This is a genomic window from Brevibacterium sp. W7.2 (assembly GCF_018137945.1).
GTDB classification, from domain to species: Bacteria; Actinomycetota; Actinomycetes; order Actinomycetales; family Brevibacteriaceae; genus Brevibacterium; species Brevibacterium sanguinis.
This window is the reverse complement of sequence record NZ_CP073089.1, coordinates 3,432,942-3,449,394: the sequence shown is the minus strand read 5'-3', so window position 1 is coordinate 3,449,394 and position 16,453 is coordinate 3,432,942. Positions and strand designations below refer to the sequence as shown.

14 protein-coding genes are annotated in these 16,453 nt (G+C 69.8%); 7 read left to right on the top strand and 7 right to left on the bottom strand.

Annotation, left to right across the window (positions count from 1 at the left end; all coding sequences use genetic code 11):
* Window positions 1-25 precede the first annotated feature (25 nt).
* On the bottom strand, window positions 26-2,023 hold the full coding sequence (locus tag J9315_RS15490; protein WP_162909101.1) for a M13-type metalloendopeptidase: 1,998 nt from the start codon (window positions 2,021-2,023) through the stop codon (window positions 26-28).
* 53 nt (window positions 2,024-2,076) lie between these two features.
* On the opposite strand from J9315_RS15490, the gene J9315_RS15485 reads away from it, so the two are divergent.
* Window positions 2,077-2,649 carry a low molecular weight protein-tyrosine-phosphatase gene (locus J9315_RS15485; protein ID WP_211978271.1) on the top strand — a complete coding sequence of 191 codons (573 nt, stop codon included), beginning with the start codon at window positions 2,077-2,079 and terminating at the stop codon, window positions 2,647-2,649.
* Window positions 2,650-2,723: 74 nt separating this feature from the next.
* Window positions 2,724-3,356, top strand: a complete 633-nt coding sequence (locus tag J9315_RS15480; protein WP_211978270.1) for a copper resistance protein CopC — start codon at window positions 2,724-2,726, stop codon at window positions 3,354-3,356.
* Window positions 3,357-3,718: 362 nt separating this feature from the next.
* On the opposite strand, the gene J9315_RS15475 is transcribed toward J9315_RS15480, so the two are convergent.
* From J9315_RS15475 to J9315_RS15455, 5 genes are all read right to left on the bottom strand, one after another.
* Window positions 3,719-4,432, bottom strand: coding sequence for a GPP34 family phosphoprotein (locus tag J9315_RS15475; RefSeq protein WP_211978269.1), 714 nt, complete (start codon window positions 4,430-4,432; stop codon window positions 3,719-3,721).
* Window positions 4,433-4,638: 206 nt separating this feature from the next.
* Window positions 4,639-5,337 carry a response regulator transcription factor gene (locus J9315_RS15470; protein ID WP_211978268.1) on the bottom strand — a complete coding sequence of 233 codons (699 nt, stop codon included), beginning with the start codon at window positions 5,335-5,337 and terminating at the stop codon, window positions 4,639-4,641.
* The gene (locus tag J9315_RS15465; protein ID WP_211978267.1) at window positions 5,337-6,944 is read right to left on the bottom strand and encodes a histidine kinase; all 1,608 of its coding nucleotides are present in this window, start codon (window positions 6,942-6,944) and stop codon (window positions 5,337-5,339) included. Before J9315_RS15465 ends, J9315_RS15470 begins: the two co-directional genes overlap by 1 nt.
* Window positions 6,945-7,020: 76 nt before the next feature.
* Entirely contained in the window at window positions 7,021-7,545 is a 525-nt protein-coding gene (locus J9315_RS15460; protein WP_211978266.1) for a hypothetical protein, read from the bottom strand.
* A gap of 114 nt (window positions 7,546-7,659) precedes the next feature.
* Window positions 7,660-8,595, bottom strand: a complete 936-nt coding sequence (locus tag J9315_RS15455; RefSeq protein ID WP_211978265.1) for a LysR family transcriptional regulator — start codon at window positions 8,593-8,595, stop codon at window positions 7,660-7,662.
* Window positions 8,596-8,672: 77 nt separating this feature from the next.
* Here J9315_RS15455 and J9315_RS15450 point away from each other — a divergent pair, with 77 nt between their 5' ends.
* Window positions 8,673-10,430, top strand: coding sequence for an FAD-binding protein (locus tag J9315_RS15450; protein WP_211978264.1), 1,758 nt, complete (start codon window positions 8,673-8,675; stop codon window positions 10,428-10,430).
* 2 nt (window positions 10,431-10,432) lie between these two features.
* Here J9315_RS15450 and J9315_RS15445 read toward each other — a convergent pair whose 3' ends face one another.
* Window positions 10,433-11,368 (bottom strand): AraC family transcriptional regulator, encoded by a 936-nt coding sequence (locus J9315_RS15445; protein WP_211978263.1) that lies wholly within the window; start codon window positions 11,366-11,368, stop codon window positions 10,433-10,435.
* A 168-nt stretch (window positions 11,369-11,536) separates the two neighbouring features.
* Here J9315_RS15445 and J9315_RS15440 point away from each other — a divergent pair, with 168 nt between their 5' ends.
* The 4 genes from J9315_RS15440 (at window position 11,537) to kdpA (ending at window position 16,452) form a co-directional block, all read left to right on the top strand.
* Window positions 11,537-13,198, top strand: coding sequence for a bifunctional 3-(3-hydroxy-phenyl)propionate/3-hydroxycinnamic acid hydroxylase (locus J9315_RS15440; RefSeq protein ID WP_211978262.1), 1,662 nt, complete (start codon window positions 11,537-11,539; stop codon window positions 13,196-13,198).
* Window positions 13,195-14,358, top strand: coding sequence for an alpha/beta hydrolase (locus tag J9315_RS15435; protein ID WP_211978261.1), 1,164 nt, complete (start codon window positions 13,195-13,197; stop codon window positions 14,356-14,358). The genes J9315_RS15440 and J9315_RS15435 overlap by 4 nt, the downstream gene beginning before the upstream one ends.
* Window positions 14,359-14,542: 184 nt before the next feature.
* On the top strand, window positions 14,543-14,785 hold the full coding sequence (locus J9315_RS15430) for a hypothetical protein (RefSeq protein WP_211978260.1): 243 nt from the start codon (window positions 14,543-14,545) through the stop codon (window positions 14,783-14,785).
* On the top strand, window positions 14,782-16,452 hold the full coding sequence (gene kdpA / locus J9315_RS15425; RefSeq protein WP_211978259.1) for a potassium-transporting ATPase subunit KdpA: 1,671 nt from the start codon (window positions 14,782-14,784) through the stop codon (window positions 16,450-16,452). Before J9315_RS15430 ends, kdpA begins: the two co-directional genes overlap by 4 nt.
* Window position 16,453 lies beyond the last annotated feature (1 nt).

Sequence of the window (16,453 nt, the reverse complement as noted above, 5' to 3'; positions counted from 1 at the left end):
GCCCGGAGGGTTGTCGGGACGAGACCTACCAGATGGTCACGCGGGCCTCGGGCGCGAGGTACATGGCATCGGACTCGCTCACGCCGAAGGTGTCGTGGAAGGCCGTCATGTTCTTCACGACCTGGTTGCACCGGAACTCCTCCGGCGAATGCGGGTCGATGCTCAGCCTGCGGACGCGCTCCTCGGTGCGCATCTTCGTCCGCCACGCCTTCGCCCATGCGGCGAAGAACTCCGCGGCCTCCGCTTCGGTGGGGGTGCGGCCGAGTTCGAGTTCGAGCGCCTTCCACCCGATCGACAGTCCGCCGAGGTCGCCGATGTTCTCTCCCACGGTGAGTGCCCCGTTGACGTGCTGACCGGCCTCGAGACCGGCGGGAACGAGCGCGTCGTACTGGTCGATGAGGGCCTTCGTGCGCTCCTCGAAGCGCTCCCGATCCTCGGCCGTCCACCAGTCGACGAGGTTGCCGTCGCCGTCGTAGCGCGAGCCCTGATCGTCGAAGCCGTGTCCGATCTCGTGGCCGATGACCGCGCCGATCGCCCCGAAGTTCGCCGGCACCGAACCCTCGGCGTCGAAGAACGGAGGCTGGAGGATCGCGGCGGGGAAGACGATCTCGTTCATCACCGGGTGGTAGTAGGCGTTGACCGTCTGCGGGGTCATCAGCCACTCGGTGCGGTCGATCTCCCCGCCGATGCGCGTGATCTGGCGGGCGTGCTCGGCTCGGGCGGCGCGGCGGACGTTGCCGACGAGGTCGTCGGCGGCCATCTCTGCCGGGTACTCGCGCCACTTGACCGGGTAGCCGACCTTCGGCGTGAACTTCGAGAGCTTGACGAGCGCCCGCTGCTTCGTCTCCTCGCTCATCCAGTCGAGTTCGGTGATCGACTTCTCGTACGCCTTGATGAGCATGTCGACGAGGTGGTCGATCGCGTCCTTCGCGGCAGGCGGGAACTCGGCTTCGACGTAGAGCTTGCCGACCGCCTCGCCGAGGAGGGACTCGACGAGCCCGACCCCGCGCTTCCAGCGGTCCCGCAGCGCCGGAGTGCCCGAGAGCGTGCGGGAGTTGAAGTCGAAGTCCTCTTCGACGATCTCGTCGGTGAGCAGGGACGCCGTCGAGGTGAGCACCGACCATCGCAGCCACACCTTGAGCGTCTCGAGGTCGGTGTCCTCCCACACCTGGGCCATGCCGGCGACGTACGAGGGCTGGCCGACGACGACGGTCTCGAGTTCGCCGTCGATGTCGGCGGCGACCGCGGCGAACCACGCATCGAAGTCGAACCCGGGGCCGAGCTCGCGCAGCTGCGCGAGCGTGTGCTTGTTGTACGTCTTCTCGGCATCACGGGTGGCCACGCGGTCCCAGTGGTGGCGGGCGAGTGCGGTCTCGAACGCCATGACCTTCGCGGCCACCTCGGCGTCGGTGATCCCCGCAGCCTCACCGAGGCCGGCGAATCCGGACATCCTCTGCACATGCGCGAGGAACTTCTCCCGCACCTCGGCGAAGTCGTCGTTGAAGTAGTAGTCCTCGTCGGGCAGGGAGATCCCGGCTTGGACGAGGTAGAGGGCGTAGATGTCGGAGTCCTTGGCGTCGGCGGTGACGTACCCGCCGAGCAGCCCCCCGATGCCCTCGGTCTCCAGCCGCCCGAGGAGGTTCGCGAGCTCCGCCTTCGACTCGGCTGAGTCGATGGCGGCGAACGTCGCCTCGAGCGGGGTGATGCCGAGCTCGTTGATCCGCTCGAGGTCCATGAACGAGGAGAAGAGGTCCGCGACCTTCTGCCCCTCGCCGCCGGCCTCCTGCGGGTCGTCGACGACGGAGCGGATGATCGAGCGCACCTTCGTCTCCGCGGTGTCGAAGAGCTCGCGCATGGCTCCGTCGCCGGCGCGGTCGTCGGGGATCGTGAACGCGTCGATCCACCGCCCGTTGATGTGGCGGAAGAGGTCGTCCTGCGGGCGCACCGACTCGAGGGGAGCGATGTCAGCAGAGGCTCCCGCGGACTCGGGATTCACCGGTGACGTCGAGGTGTGAGAAGTCATGGTGCAACAGTATCGTGGACGGTGGCCTTGTCCCCTGAGTGAGGAGTGAGAGTATGGCTCTGCCGTCCGTCGTGTTCGTGTGCACCGGCAACATCTGCCGGTCCGTCACCGCCGAACGCGTCCTCGAACGTCACTTGGAGACCATCGGCGCCGAGGCGGTCGTCGACTCAGCCGGCATCAGCGACGAGGAGGAGGGCAACCCCATCGACCCCCGGCAGGCGCGGGTGCTCGCCGCCGCCGGCTACCGCACCGACGACCATGCCGCCCGGCAGATCACCGCCGAATGGCTCGCCGACCGCGACCTCGCCGTCGCGATGACCGCCCGCCACTACCGCGCCCTTGAGCGTCTCATCGCCGACCTTCCCGCCGAGGCGCGCCCGGAGCTGCGCATGCTGCGCGAGTTCGACCCCGAGGCGTCGGTCGACCCCCGCCGAGGCGGGACGGCGGATCCGTACGGGAGCGGGGGCCGCCTCGGCGGGGGAGACGATGACGCACCCGCTCCTGACGTCGCCGACCCGTGGTACGGCGGCCGGTTGACAGATTTCGAAGAAACTCTTGAGACAATGGTGAGGTCCGTGCCGGGAATCACAGATCACCTGCACGTCGTCGCCGGGCAACCTCGGTGATACTGACACCAGGGACGAGGTTGCCGGCCGGCTGGGCGTCAAGGCACCCGAACATCGTTGAAGGAGAAACTCGCATGACTCGCACACAGTGGTCCGCTCTCAGGCTGGTCTTCGCCGCACTCATCGTCGCCGCCCTGAGCGTCGTCGCGGCGGCACCGGCCAGCGCCCACGACCAGCTGATCTCGACGAACCCCGAGAACGGGGCACAGCTCGACAAGCAGCCCGAGTGGCTCGAGATGAACTTCTCCGGCGAGATCCAGGCCGTGGGCTCCGAAGTCATGGTCAAGGTCGACGGCACCGACGTCTCCGCAGGTGAGCTCACCGCCGAAGGCAAGAAGCTGTCCGTCGCCCTGCCCGACAACCTCAAGCCCGGCGCGTACACCGTCGTGTGGCGCGTCGTCTCCTCCGACGGCCACCCGATCTCCGGCAACTTCGCGTTCACGATCGGCGACGCCGAGGGTGCCGGCGGCTCCGTCGAGCAGACGACGCAGGCAGGTCTCGGCGGCGCTGTCGTCGACGAGCCGGGTCAGAACACCGAGACCCGCGGTGAGATCGGCGAATCGACCGGCAGCGACACCGGCATGTCGATGCCGATGATGGTCCTCCTCGGCGTCGGTGCCCTGGCGATCATTGTCATCGTCGTCCTCCTCATGCGCCGCAAGGCCCAGGGCCTGCCCGGCACGAAGGACGACACGACGAAGGACTGACGCACGAGTCGTGGCGTGGTGCGCCGCGCCGCTCCGTGCGGCGCGGCGCGGGCGATGCGGCGCAGGGCGCGGCGCTCGAAGCGTCGCGGCCAAACGAAGCGGCATGTCATACCGCGCTCGAAGCGTCGCAGGGCGCGTGACGCGGCACAAAGCGCACTGCGAGGCACACCAGGTCCCCGGATGAACGCATTCGGGGACCTCGTGCATTCACGGACGCCTGTCGATCCACGCGGAGCTCGAATATCGATGCGTCCGCGAATCGCGGCTCGCCCGATCCACGCGGGGCCGGAAATCCGCGTCGCGGGCGACGCGGAATTCGTGCCCGGCGTGGATCGACGGTGGTGAGGCGAGGCGCGGTCGGCTCAGCTGTCCGGGCCCGCGGAGGCGCGGGCGACGCGGGCTCCGGTCGCCCGGTCGCGCGCGGATGCCGTGCTCGACGTGTGCCTCGCCGAGGCGGCCGCCGCCTCGACGATGTCCCGCACAGGTTCCGACGCCCACGCTGCCATCGCGACCTGCTGGGCCACCTGCGCATCCCAGGTCAGGGGCGGGGAGACCTCGTCGGCCGCCTCGGCGGCATGGAGGAGGGCGATGATCGTTTCGGTCCGCACATCCGGCTGGGCCCCGCCATCGAGGACCGCGGTGAGCGCTGCCCGCAGCCGCTCTTCCGGGCCCGGGTCGACGACCTCCCACGACGAGGTGGGGAAGAGGCCGAGGAAGCGCGAGCGGTGATGGTCGAGGATGCCGTGGTTGCCGAGCCGGACGAGGAGGACATCGTCGAGGCGGGGGAGCAGGATCGGCAGCGCCGAGGCAAGCGGACGCTCCTTCTGCCCGAGGAGTGCGATCGCGTTGACGAACATCGGATCGGTGGGGCGAGGGACCTCGGCCGGTCGGATGAACGGCGAACTCGGATCGGGTCCGGGGAGGATGTCGACGAACCCGGCCTCGGCGAGGTCGACGAGAAGGGCGCCGGTGAGCGCGGACTCGAGGCCCGGGGTGATCGTGGGGACCTTCCCGCTCTCGGGCAGGAGGAGCAGCATGAGGTCCTCGCTGATGAGGAGGGTGCGGCGAGCGGTCATCGTCGGGTCCTTCGTCCGTGGGCTGGAGGGCTGGTGTACGTGGGCTGGAGTGCGGGTCTCCGTGGGCTGGTGGGTGAAGCGGCGCGGATCGAGTGCAGCGGCGTCCGCGTTCCGTGGGAGTCAGTGTAGCCTCCTGCCGGTTCGGTCCGAGGGAAGATCGCGGGAGACCCAAGGCTCATCGCGGAGACACAGTTGGTCGCAGAGTCTCAGGGGCGGTCGCGTCGGGTGTCGGGTCGCTCATGGTCGTCTCCCATTCGTGCAGGGGGAAGACCGCCCTCTCCGCGGGCGAGGGCGATCGCGTCGCTGCGCCGGCTCACTCCGAGCTTCGCGAAAAGCGAGTTGATGTGGGACTTCACCGTCGAGACTCCGAGGAACAGGTGCTCGGCGATCTCTGGGTTCGTCGCTCCTTCGGCCATGAGCCGGAGGACATCGGCCTCTCGCACCGTGAGTTCGGGGAACCGTTCGTGCAGCGAAACGGGGTGGGCTTCGGGGAGGCCGGCGACGACCCGACCGGCGATGCGCGCATCGAGCGGAGTGCCTCCGGCCGCCGTCGCCCGGATCGCGGCGATCATCTCCTCCCGGCCGGCATCCTTCGTGAGAAATCCGGCGGCCCCGGCTCGCAGCGCCGAGTCGATGCTCGCATCGTCGCCGAAGGTGGTGAGCACGAGAACCCGCACCCCCGGACAGGACTGCGCGAGCCGCGCGGTCGCCTCCGCCCCGCCGAGGTTGGGCATCCGCAGGTCCATGAGCACGACGTCCGGGGTGAGCTCCTCGGCGAGGGCGACGGCCTCGATGCCGTCGGAGGCTTCGCCGATCACCTCGATGCCCTCGGCGAGGGAGAGCACGGTGACGATGCCGTCGCGGACAAGGGCCTGGTCGTCGGCGACGAGGACGGTGATGCTCATCATTCGGCTCCCACCTGGGTGGTGGACGCATCGGGCGAAGCGGGGTCCACGGCAGTCGAGGGTGTGAGTGGGATCCACGCGGTGGTCTCGAAGGTCCGTTCGTCGACGAGGTGTCCGTGCGCTCCGCCGCCGAGTGCCTCGCAGCGCTCCCGCATGCCGCGCAGCCCGAATCCGTTGGGCCCGCTCGTCGCGGCGGCGACAGCACCGGGCGGAGTCGAGGCAACGGGCGAGGTCGAGACGCCGGTGATAGTCGTGGCACCGCTGGGAATCGAGGAGTCTGAGGGAGCTGGGAATGTCGGCGAATCACCGACGACGGGGTTGCGGGCAGTCACGCGGACGACCGGGACGATGTCGGCTGCGGAACCGTTCATGCTGTGCCCGCGCGTGGCGGGCCCGGAGGCGCCAGCGTCCCGGGTCCCAGCTTCGCCAACCTCGGCGTCCTCGACTCCAGCGTCGCCAACACCGGCATCCTCAACCGCCGGGCCATCAGCTCCGGGCCCGAATGGTCCCCGGTCGATCCGTACCTCGAGGGTGACCGGTCGGCCGGGGGCATGACGGCGGGCGTTGGTGAGCATCTCCTGGACGGCGCGCAGCAGAGCCTCGGTGCTCGACGGGCTCAGCCGCTCGAGAGCCCTGGCCTGACTGTCCGGCACAGCGCCGTCCTGCCCACTCGGCGCAGCCCCGGCCGGCCCTTCAGGCACAGCCTCACCCTGCCCCTCCGGCAGCGTCGATTGAACCTCACCGCCGCTGTCCCGGTGGGCGCGCAGCAGTTCGCGGGTGCCGTCGAGCAGATCCTGCTGCGGCGTTTCGCGGAGCGCCGCGACGGCTCGGCGCGATTCGCCGAGGCCCTCGGCGGCCAGCCCGCGGGCCCGGTCGATCCGGGTCTCGAGTTCGCCCCAGCGCCTGGCCTGCGCCAGAGCGGCGGCCGCATCGAGCTGGAGCGTCAGCGCACCCAACGAGTGCGCGAGCACGTCGTGGAGATCGCGGGCGATCCGGGCGCGTTCGGTCAGGGCGGCCGTCGTCGCCCGTTCCCTCTGCAGGGTCAGCTGTTCCTCGAGAAGCTCCCGCGCCTGCCTCTCGGACTGGATGCGACCGGCACGCAACCGGGTGAGCAGCCCCACCCCGGCGCCGACGAGGAGATTGATGATCACGAGCTCCGTCGGCGCCCCCACGACGAGAGCCGACACCGTCAGGCCGCAGACGTCGGCGACGATGGTCAGCGTCACGAGGATCACCGAACGGTCGGACCGGCGCAGGAGTCGGACGAGCCCCGCGATCGCCAGGGGCACCATCGTCGTCTCGGGGGCGAAGGCCAGAGCACACGCCATGACCTGGGAGACGACGAGGAGCAGGGTGCCCGTCGTGTGCTGCCTCGGCGAGGCCTCCCGGTAGTCGTCGGTGAGCGCCCCGAGGAACATCTCCGCCACCCACAGGGCGACCGCCGCGAGAGCCGCCGCGCGCAGTGCGGGTCCGGTGACCTGCCAGGAGTTGACGGCGAAGAACACGCCGAGCACGATGCCGAGGCCGAAGGTCAGCGCCTTCGCCTGGCGGGATCGAAGCCGGATGCCTCCGCGCACGTCGTGACGGCGGGAGGGATCCGGCTTCATGGCGGCGATCATACCGCACCCCGGTGCGTCCGAGTCTCCACTGACGATCATGTCGACCGGCTCGGGATCAGCGGGGTCACTGCCCGCTCTGGGCGGCAGCGGGAACGGTGTGCGTGAGGCCCGAGTGCGCCCGCTGGACGGCGATCTGGGTGCTCGTAAGACGGGCGAGGCCGAGCGAGATGAGGAACAGGCCCGTGACCGAGACGAGCTGAGGTGAGATCAGGGCGGCGATCCCCACGTTCATGCCGATCCGAACGATGATGAAGCCGATCCACAGGCCGACCCCGAGCCAGCCTCCCCGGACCCGGACCTGGCCTGCGGCATCCGTCTCGACCGCGGAGAGCCTGCCCATGACCCATCCGCCGGCCAGCGAGACGAGGACGGTGAGCGCGATGACGAGCATCGCCGAGACCAGCGAGGCTTTGCTGCCCTGCAGCTGGAGCGGCAGACTTGCTACTCCGATGATGATGACGACCACGGCGATGCGCGTCATCCTCGCGGCGCTGCGCCAGCTGAGCTGACGGAAGAGGATGAGAGCGAGCACCACTGCGATGAGGAGGACATCGACGATCGACATCCAGGGGACGGTGGAGAGATTCATGACTGGGCCTCCAGACGGGCGACGGGATCGCCCGGTGCGATCCACTGCCCCCATCCTTCGCCGCGCCGCCGCCCACGCGAACCACCCGCGGGTGGAGATCCGGGTGGAGAAGCCCTAGACCTCCATCCGCACGTACCGGGCGAGCTCGGAATCAGCGGCGGTCAGTGCCCGTGCCGTGCTCAGCACCGTCCTCTCCATCGCCGAGGCGGCCGCCGTGGGCCGGACGTCCGCGCGGGAGGCGAGGCTGACGATGCGGGAGAGACCGGGATCGACGAGGCGGATCGACCGCAGGCGGGGCCGGTCGACGAGGACCATGGCCGGGACGATCGCGAGCCCGAGTCCGCGTTCGACGAACCGGATCGCCGCATCCATCTCGACGCCTGCGACGACGACATCGGGGGTCAGTCCCGCCGCCTCGAATGCCGCCGAGGTGGCCTCCCGGAGGTCGTACCCGTGATGGAAGACGACCTGCGGACGGGCGGCTACCTCGGCGAGGGTGATCGTGTCCCCATCGTCCCCGTCATCGCAGGCGGTGATGACGACGAGGTCCTCGCGGAGGACCTCCTGCATCTGCAGCCTGGGTGTCTGCGCGCCGAGGTCGACGGTGCGGGTGATGAGCGCGAGGTCGAGCTGCCCGGCGCCGAGGGCCTCGACGAGTTCGCGCGAGCCCTTCTCCACGACCTCGAGCTCGATCCCGGGATGCTCGGCATGGAACCGGCTGAGCGCCTCGGCGACGAGGCTCACGCACAGCGTCGGGGTCGCGCCGAGGCGGACCCGGCCCTGACGCAGACCGGCGAGCTCGTCCATGTCGAGGCGGATCGCCTCGGCGTCGGCGAGCATCCTTCGCGCGGTCGGCAGCAGGGCAGCCCCGGCCGCGGTGAGCGTGATGTGACCGCGGGCGCGGTGGAAGAGCTCGGCACCGAGCTCCTTCTCCAGCGTCGAGATCTGCCGGGACAGGGACGGTTGGGCGAGGTGGAGGGTCGCGGCGGCCTTCGTGAAGTGCCCGGTGTCGGCGACCTCGACGAAGCTCGCGAGCTGTTCGAGATTCATAGCAATAGCGTATCGCTATCGTGTTGAGTCAAACAATGCATTGGACGTATCGAATAGGCAATCCTAACGTGGAACGCATGAGCAGAGAACAGGGCAATGCCCGAAAGAGAGAACACTCGCTGTCGACCTCGGTGCTCGTCATCGGCACCGGCGGCTCCGGCCTCCGCGCGGCCATCGAGGTCGCCGAATCGGGCGCCGACGTCATCGCCGTGGGCAAACGGCCGAAGTCCGATGCGCACACCTCGCTCGCCGCAGGCGGAATCAACGCCGCCCTGTCGACGATGGACCCCGAGGACTCGTGGCAGCAGCACGCGGCCGATACGATCAAGGAATCCTACGACCTCGCCAACCCGCGCACCGTCGAGATCGTCACCCAGGGCGCCGAACAGGGCATCGCCGACCTCGAACGCTACGGCATGAACTTCGCCCGCGAAGAGGACGGGCGGATCTCCCAGCGCTTCTTCGGCGCCCACACCTGGCGGCGCACCGCCTTCGCCGGGGACTACACGGGACTCGAGATCCAGCGCGCGCTCATCCACCGCGCCGAAGAGCTCGACATCCCCGTCCTCGACACCGTCTACATCACTAAGCTCCTCGTCGCAGACGGCCGGATCTTCGGCGCCTACGGCTTCGACCTCGTCGACGGCACCCGGTACCGCATCCACGCCGATGCCGTCATCCTCGCCGCCGGCGGACACAACCGGATCTGGCGGCGGACCTCCTCGCGCCGGGATGAGAACACCGGCGACTCCTTCCGCCTCGCCGTCGAAGCCGGCGGCCGTCTCCGCGACGCCGAACTCGTCCAGTTCCACCCCTCGGGCATCCTCGAACCCGAGAACGCCGCCGGAACCCTTGTCTCCGAGGCCGCCCGCGGCGAGGGCGGCATCCTCCGCAACGCCCTCGGCGAGAGGTTCATGGAACGCTACGACCCCGAACGGATGGAGCTCTCGACCCGTGACCGGGTCGCGCTCGCCGCGTACACGGAGATCGCCGAGGGCCGCGGGACGGAGAACGGCGGCGTGTGGCTCGACGTCTCCCACCTGCCGCGCGAGACGATCATGACCCGGCTCCCGCGCGTCTACCAGACGCTCATGGAGACCCAGATGCTCGACATCACGACGAGCCCGATCGAGATCGCCCCGACCGCGCACTACTCGATGGGCGGGGTGTGGGTCGACCCCGTCGACCACAGCACCGACGTCGAGGGACTGTGGGCCATCGGCGAGGCCTCGTCCGGTCTGCACGGGGCCAACCGCCTCGGCGGCAACTCCCTCATCGAGCTCCTCGTCTTCGGTCGCATCGTCGGCCGCTCCGCCGTCGCGTACTCCGATGAGCTCGAAGCGCAGGTGCGGTCCCAGGAGTCCCTCGCCGAGGCGCGCGCTGAGATCGATGACCTGCTCGCCTCCGATGGGGCGGAGAACGTCCGGGCCCTGCAGCGCGAGGTCCGCAACCTCATGACCGAACACGCCGGCGTCGTCCGCGACGAGGCCGGTCTGCTGGCCGGACTCGAGAAGCTCGCGGCGATCGAGGAGCGCATGGCCGGCGTCGGCATCCACCCTGACATCGCCGGATTCTCCGACCTCGCCCACGCCTTCGACCTCAAGTCCTCGGTGCTCGCGGCCCGGGCGACCCTGGAATCGGCACTCGAACGCCGGGAGACCCGCGGCTGCCACAACCGCAGCGACTTCCCGGAGCTCGATCCGGAGCTCACGGTCAATCTCGTATGGTCACCGTCGACCGGTGTCGTCCGGGAGACGATCCCGGCCGTCGACCCCGAGGTCGCCGAGCTCATGCACACCGGTGAGATCAGCCAGGAGGGCAAGCTCGTCGAGTGAGGTCACCGCCCGGCGCGGGTCTGCGAGGGCTGTTCGCCGAAGACGCGCCGGTAGGCGGCGGCGAAGCGGGAGGGATGCGAGAAGCCCCACCGGAACGCGATGTCGCTGATCGGCTCCTCCCCGGCGAGGATGTCCGCCCGTGCCGCATGGAGACGCTCCTGCTGCACATGGTCGAGCGGGGAGGTGCCGAGCTGTTCGCGGAATGCCCGTTGCAGGGTGCGCACGCTCAGGCCGGCCGCCTCGGCGATGTCGGTCACGGTCAGCGGTTCGCCGAGGTGGTCGGCGATGTGATCGAGGGCCAGCCGCACCCGCTTCGTCGTCGCCGGACCCGCGCTCGCCGCGGAGTCCTCCGCAAGCCCGAGGTCGGGGTGGCCGAGGACGAGCTGGGTGAGGAGGAGGTCCTCGACGGATTTCGTCATCAGCTCAGGCATGTCACCGCCGGCACGGCCACCGGACACGAGTCCCTGGAGGACCCCGAGCCACGCGCCGAACCCCGGGCCCAAAGGCAGGGAGTGGCTGCGGAAGCGGGGCGACGGAGGTGCCGCGCGACCGAGCACGGACTGGCTGTGGGCGCGCAGCACCGCGGGGTCGACGCGCAGGTGGATCTGGTCGTACTCGGCGCCCAGGGGCATCCGCACCCGGGCGCCGGGGAGGAGGATCGCGGCACTCGAGGCGGGGGCGACGGGGATCGAGTCGGATCCGATGTCGACGCGGGCACTGCCTCGGCGGGCGATGAGGAAGCCGAGGTAGTCCTCGTGTTCGGGCAGGTCGACCCTGACCTCGGTGCCGAGGGAGAACTGGAGGATCCGCAGCCGTTCAAGGTCGAGCTTCCAGACTTCGGGCGCGAAGGAGCCCTCGTCGACGCCGAGCAGCCGGTGCGGGCTCAGCGAACGACCGACGTCGCGTTCGAACTCCCCGACGCCTGCAGGCTTGGTCACCCCGGTCATGGTCCCCGATATTACCGCGCGGGTGTTGCGCAGCTCACAGATTCGTGTCGCAGATCGGACAGCGGTGTCGCACATCGTGTCGTCGGGGGCGTGAGGGATTCCTATCGTGAGGACACGGTTCTAGAGAGAACCTGCCATGTCAGACACGAAGGAGTGCCCATGAGCACCACCGATCAGCGCACCGTCGGAAGCGATCCCACCGAGGCGGCCGCGTCGACGACCTATGACGTCGCCGTCGTCGGCTACGGTCCCTCGGGACTCGTCCTCGCCTCGGCGTTGGGCCGGCGCGGCCACCGCGTCGTCGTCATCGAACGCTGGAAGACCCTCTACGGGCTCCCGCGGCTCAACCACATCGACGGGGAGGTCGCGCGCATCATCCAGAACGTCGGCGACGTCGAGGTCGCGCTCAAGGGATCCGCCCCGGCCGACGAATACGTCTGGCGCAACGGCGCGGGCGAGAAGCTGCTCACCGTCGACTGGTCGGGGGAGTCCTCGGGCTTCGCGGCGCACTACACGATGTACCAGCCCGACATCGAGGACGCGATCGACGCCGACGTCCGCACCCGCGACAACGTCGACGTCCTCCAGGGGTTCAAGGGCATCGACTTAAGCCAGGACGCCGACGGCGTGACCCTGCGCGTGCGCCCGTGGTCGCGGGACGATGAGACCGCAGCCGACCACGGTGAGGACGACCTGATCATCCGCGCGAAGTACATCGTCGGCGCCGACGGGGCGAACAGCTTCGTGCGCACGGCGCTCGGCATCGACCGCGACGACCTCGAATGCAACGACGTGTGGCTCAACCTCGACACCGAGAAGGTGCGCGATCTGCCCGAGCGCTTCGACGTGAGCACCCAGTTCTGCGACCCCCTGCGCCCGAACATGTCCATGCCCATCGGGCCCGGGCGGCAGCGCTTCGAGGTCGCCGTCCTGCCCGGTGAGAACCCGGAGGAGGCGCTGACCGAGGAGCATGCGTGGAAGTGGTTCCGCGAACGCCATGACCTCGGTCCCGAGGACGTGCGCATCCTCCGGCACATCGTCTACGTGTTCTCCGCCCGCACCGCGCACCGGTGGCGCGACGGCCGGGCCTTCCTCATCGGGGATGCCGCCCACACGATGCCGCCCTACATGGGGCAGGGCGCGTGCTCGGGCATGCGCGACGGGCTCACGCTCGCGTGGAAGCTCGACCTCGTCCTCCGCGGGCACGCCGACGAGGCCTTCCTCGACACGTACGAGGAGGAGCGTCGCCCCCACGTCGCCGCGATCCAGGCCGGAAGCATCGCGCTGGGTAAGATCGCGAACATGCTCGACGTCGATGCCGCGAAGGCCCGCGATGAGGCGTTCTTCGCCGGTGAGACGCTCGATGCGCCGCCGTTCCCGACGATCGAGTCCGGGTACCTCGCCCGCGGTGAGCAGCCGTATGCCGGCACCCTCTCCCCGCAGGGCAGGATCGCCAAGGACGGTGCCACGGCGCTCTTCGACGACATCATCGGCAACGGCCTCCACCTCGTGACCTCGGGTGATCCCGCGACCGTGCTGTCGGCGGAGCAGTTCGACCGCCTCGCCGAGGTGGGGGCCGCCGTGGTCTCGACCGCGCCGGGCACCCCGTGGTCGGTGACCGATGTCGACGGCACGTACCGCGACTACTTCGCCTCGACGGACTCAGAGGTGTTCATCGCCCGCCCCGACTTCGTCGTCTTCGGCACCGGGGCGATGGCCGATGCGCCGGCCCTCGTCGACGACATGATCGCCCAGCTGCGCTCGGGTGGGCAGGATGCGGCGGCGTCGCGTTCGTCACTCGCCGAGGTGGGGGTGCGATGACGCGAGCCGACCATCCGAGCAGCGGGGTGTGGCGCCGACCCGATGTGTGCACGTTCGCGGCACACGCTCCCGACGAACACGGCGGCGAGCGGCACGGCGCAGACCAGCCAAGCGCTGAGCTGCGCAAGGAGCTCGACGCGCACTGGCGGGCCATGCCCGCCCAGCGGCTCCTCGACGGCGGCATGGTCCACGGTGACGTGCTGCGCCTGCAGGCCGCCACCGACTCGGGACAGCGGTGGGACGAAGCGGCCGAGCGCCTCGGCGAGGCGCAGGTGCTCCGCGCCGAGGCGGCCGCCGGCGAGGGCCGCTCCCGCACCGCGATCGACGCCTACCGGGCCGCGGTCGCCGACTTCCTCTTCGCGCAGATGCCGCTGCCCGACGGCGACCGGAAGTCCGCGCTCTACTCTCGGGCCAGGGCGGCACTGACCGCGATCACGCAGATCCCCGCCTCGTACCTGCAGCGCATCGAGGTGCCGTTCGCCTCGGGCTCCCTTGTCGGCTGGCTGCGCGTGCCCGCCGAGGCGCGGGCGAGCGTCATCGTCTTCGGCGGTCAGAGCGGCTGGGGTGCGACGTACTACCGCCTCTCCGATGCGCTCGCCGACCGGGGGATCGCCACGCTCATGGCCGAAGGCCCCGGTCAGGGGGAGAGTCGGCTCGTCTCCGGCATCCACCTCGACGTCGACGTCCCCGCTGCCTTCTCGCGTTTCGTCGACGCCCTCGAGGCCGTCCCCGAGCTCACGGGGCGGCCCGTGGGGATCTGGGGCAACAGCCTCGGCGGGACCTTCGCCGCGATCACGGCCGCGGCCGACCATCGGATCACCGCGACCGTCGTCAACGGGGGATTCGCCGCCCCGACGCTGCTGCCGTTCCAGACCTTCCGGGAGCAGGCGGCGATGCTCGGCTCCGACGACGAGGCGGCGATCGAGGCGAACTTCGCCCGCCTGGCCTTCGACCCGGAAACCGACCGGGTCAACGGCGGGATCCTCGTCATCCACGGCGGTGCCGACCCTCTTGTCGACCGGGAGGACCAGACGCCGTTCCTGAAGGCGAGCGAGGACTCGACCCTCCTCGAATGGCCGGCCGGGGACCACACGATCTACAACGACAGCGAAGCACGCACCGCCGCGGTCGCCGACTGGCTCGCCGACCGCCTGAGCTAGGGCGCAAGCCAGGTCGCAACGCCCGATCCTGGAGGTGTCAAAAGTGCGTTAGGAGGTGTTAAGACGGTGTCAAGATCGGCCCCGACGGCCTCGGGGCGCATGTGAGATGGGTGAGTACCGCACGACGGCGCACTGCGCCGCCGTGCACTGATCGCCAGCTCACGAGAAACCGAGGCCCCACCGTATGGATGCCCCCTTCGCCGATCTCCTCTTCCTCCTGCTCGCCCTCGCGACGATCGTCGGGCTCGTCGCCCTCGCGAAGGTCTTCGAGAAGGTCACCGCCGAGAGCGCGAGAACCGCGCGCGCCGCCGACCCGACCACCCCCGGCACCCAGCCGGGCGCAGGTTCCCCCGGCTTCCAGCCGGGAGCAGGCTCCCCCGGCTCCCAGCCGACCACCCCCGGCACCACGGGGGAGGCCCGCGCATGACCTGGCTGACCGGCATCACTCAGATCCTCCTCGTCCTCGGCCTCCTCGCGGCCGTGCATGTGCCCTTCGGCAACTACATGGCCGGGGTGTTCCTCTCGACCAAGGACACGAAGGCCGAGTCGCTCTTCTACCGGCTCACCGGCGTCGACCCGAAGTCCGAGCAGCGGTGGAAGACCTACTTCCTCTCCGTCCTCGGCTTCTCCCTCGTCTCCATCGCCGTCCTCTACGGTCTGCTCCGCCTCCAGGAGTTCCTGCCCCTGTCCAACGGCAAGACCGCGGTCGCGCCCGACCAGGCATTCAACACCGCGATCTCCTTCGTCACGAACACGAACTGGCAGTCCTACTCCGGTGAGGCGACGATGGGCTTCCTCACGCAGATGGCCGGCCTCGCGGTGCAGAACTTCGTCTCCGCCGCCGTCGGCATCGCCGTGGCCGTTGCCCTCATCCGCGGGCTTGCGCGCCAGCGCTCGCTGTTCATCGGCAACTTCTGGGTCGACCTCACCCGCACCGTCATGCGCATCCTCCTGCCGATCTCCGTGATCTTCGCGATCCTCTACATCGGCCTCGGCGTCATCGACAACCTCACCCCCGACCAGGTGGTGCGCACCGTCGCCGGCGGTGCCGAGGCCACGCAGACGATCCCGGGCGGGCCGGATGCCAGCCAGGAGGTCATCAAGCACCTCGGCACGAACGGCGGCGGCTTCTTCAACGCGAACTCCGCGCACCCGCTCTCGGCCCCGAACGCCCTGGTCAACCTCGCCAACGTCTTCCTCATCCTCCTCATCCCCTCCGCCCTGCCGCGCACCTTCGGCGTCATGGTCGGCAGCCGGAAGCACGGGTGGGCGATCCTCGGGGTCATGGCCACGTTCTTCGTCCTCTCGCTCACCGCCGTCATCCTCACCGAGACCACCCTGTCCACCCCGGCCACCGATGCCGCCGGGGCGGCGATGGAGGGCAGGGAGACCCGCTTCGGCGTCATTCCCTCGGCTTTCTTCGCGGTCTCGACGACCCTGACCTCGACCGGTGCCGTCGACTCCTTCCACTCGAGCTACTCGGGGATCGGCGGCGGGGTGCTCATGCTCAATATGATGCTCGGCGAGATCGCTCCCGGCGGGGTCGGCTCGGGCCTCTACGGCATGCTCGTCGTCGCGATCGTCGCGGTCTTCGTCTGCGGCCTCATGGTCGGCCGGACCCCGGAGTTCCTCGGCAAGCGGATCGGCCGCACGGAGATCACGCTCGCCTCCGCCGTCATCCTCATCACCCCCACCCTCGTGCTCGCGGGCACGGCCGTGGCGACGATGTGGCCCGGTGCCGCCGACTCGATCCTCAACACCGGCAGCCCCCACGGCCTCTCCGAGATCCTCTACGCCTTCACCTCGGCGGCGAACAACAACGGATCCGCGTTCGCCGGGCTGAACGCGAACACACCGTTCTTCAACACCGCCCTGGGTCTGGCCATGCTCATCGGCCGGCTCGCCCCGATCTGCGCGGTCCTCGCCCTGGCCGGTGCGTTCGCCGCCCAATCCACCGCCGAGGCGACCCCCGGCACCCTGCCCACCCACCGACCCCTGTTCGTCGGGGTCACCGTCGGCGTCGGACTCATCGTCAGCGCCCTGACGTTCCTGCCCGTCCTCGCCCTCGGCCCGATCAACGAAGGACTCCTCTGAG

Bases quoted from the DNA above. Each gene is read 5' to 3' on its own strand.
- J9315_RS15450 (WP_211978264.1), top strand. From the start codon at position 8,673: ATGAGCAGAGAACAGGGCAATGCCCGAAAGAGAGAACACTCGCTGTCG.
- J9315_RS15475 (WP_211978269.1), bottom strand. From the start codon at position 4,432: ATGACCGCTCGCCGCACCCTCCTCATCAGCGAGGACCTCATGCTGCTC.
- J9315_RS15465 (WP_211978267.1), bottom strand. From the start codon at position 6,944: ATGAAGCCGGATCCCTCCCGCCGTCACGACGTGCGCGGAGGCATCCGG.
- J9315_RS15480 (WP_211978270.1), top strand. From the start codon at position 2,724: ATGACTCGCACACAGTGGTCCGCTCTCAGGCTGGTCTTCGCCGCACTC.
- J9315_RS15440 (WP_211978262.1), top strand. From the start codon at position 11,537: ATGAGCACCACCGATCAGCGCACCGTCGGAAGCGATCCCACCGAGGCG.
- J9315_RS15485 (WP_211978271.1), top strand. From the start codon at position 2,077: ATGGCTCTGCCGTCCGTCGTGTTCGTGTGCACCGGCAACATCTGCCGG.
- kdpA (WP_211978259.1), top strand. From the start codon at position 14,782: ATGACCTGGCTGACCGGCATCACTCAGATCCTCCTCGTCCTCGGCCTC.
- J9315_RS15430 (WP_211978260.1), top strand. From the start codon at position 14,543: ATGGATGCCCCCTTCGCCGATCTCCTCTTCCTCCTGCTCGCCCTCGCG.
- J9315_RS15490 (WP_162909101.1), bottom strand. From the start codon at position 2,023: ATGACTTCTCACACCTCGACGTCACCGGTGAATCCCGAGTCCGCGGGA.
- J9315_RS15470 (WP_211978268.1), bottom strand. From the start codon at position 5,337: ATGAGCATCACCGTCCTCGTCGCCGACGACCAGGCCCTTGTCCGCGAC.
- J9315_RS15455 (WP_211978265.1), bottom strand. From the start codon at position 8,595: ATGAATCTCGAACAGCTCGCGAGCTTCGTCGAGGTCGCCGACACCGGG.
- J9315_RS15460 (WP_211978266.1), bottom strand. From the start codon at position 7,545: ATGAATCTCTCCACCGTCCCCTGGATGTCGATCGTCGATGTCCTCCTC.
- J9315_RS15435 (WP_211978261.1), top strand. From the start codon at position 13,195: ATGACGCGAGCCGACCATCCGAGCAGCGGGGTGTGGCGCCGACCCGAT.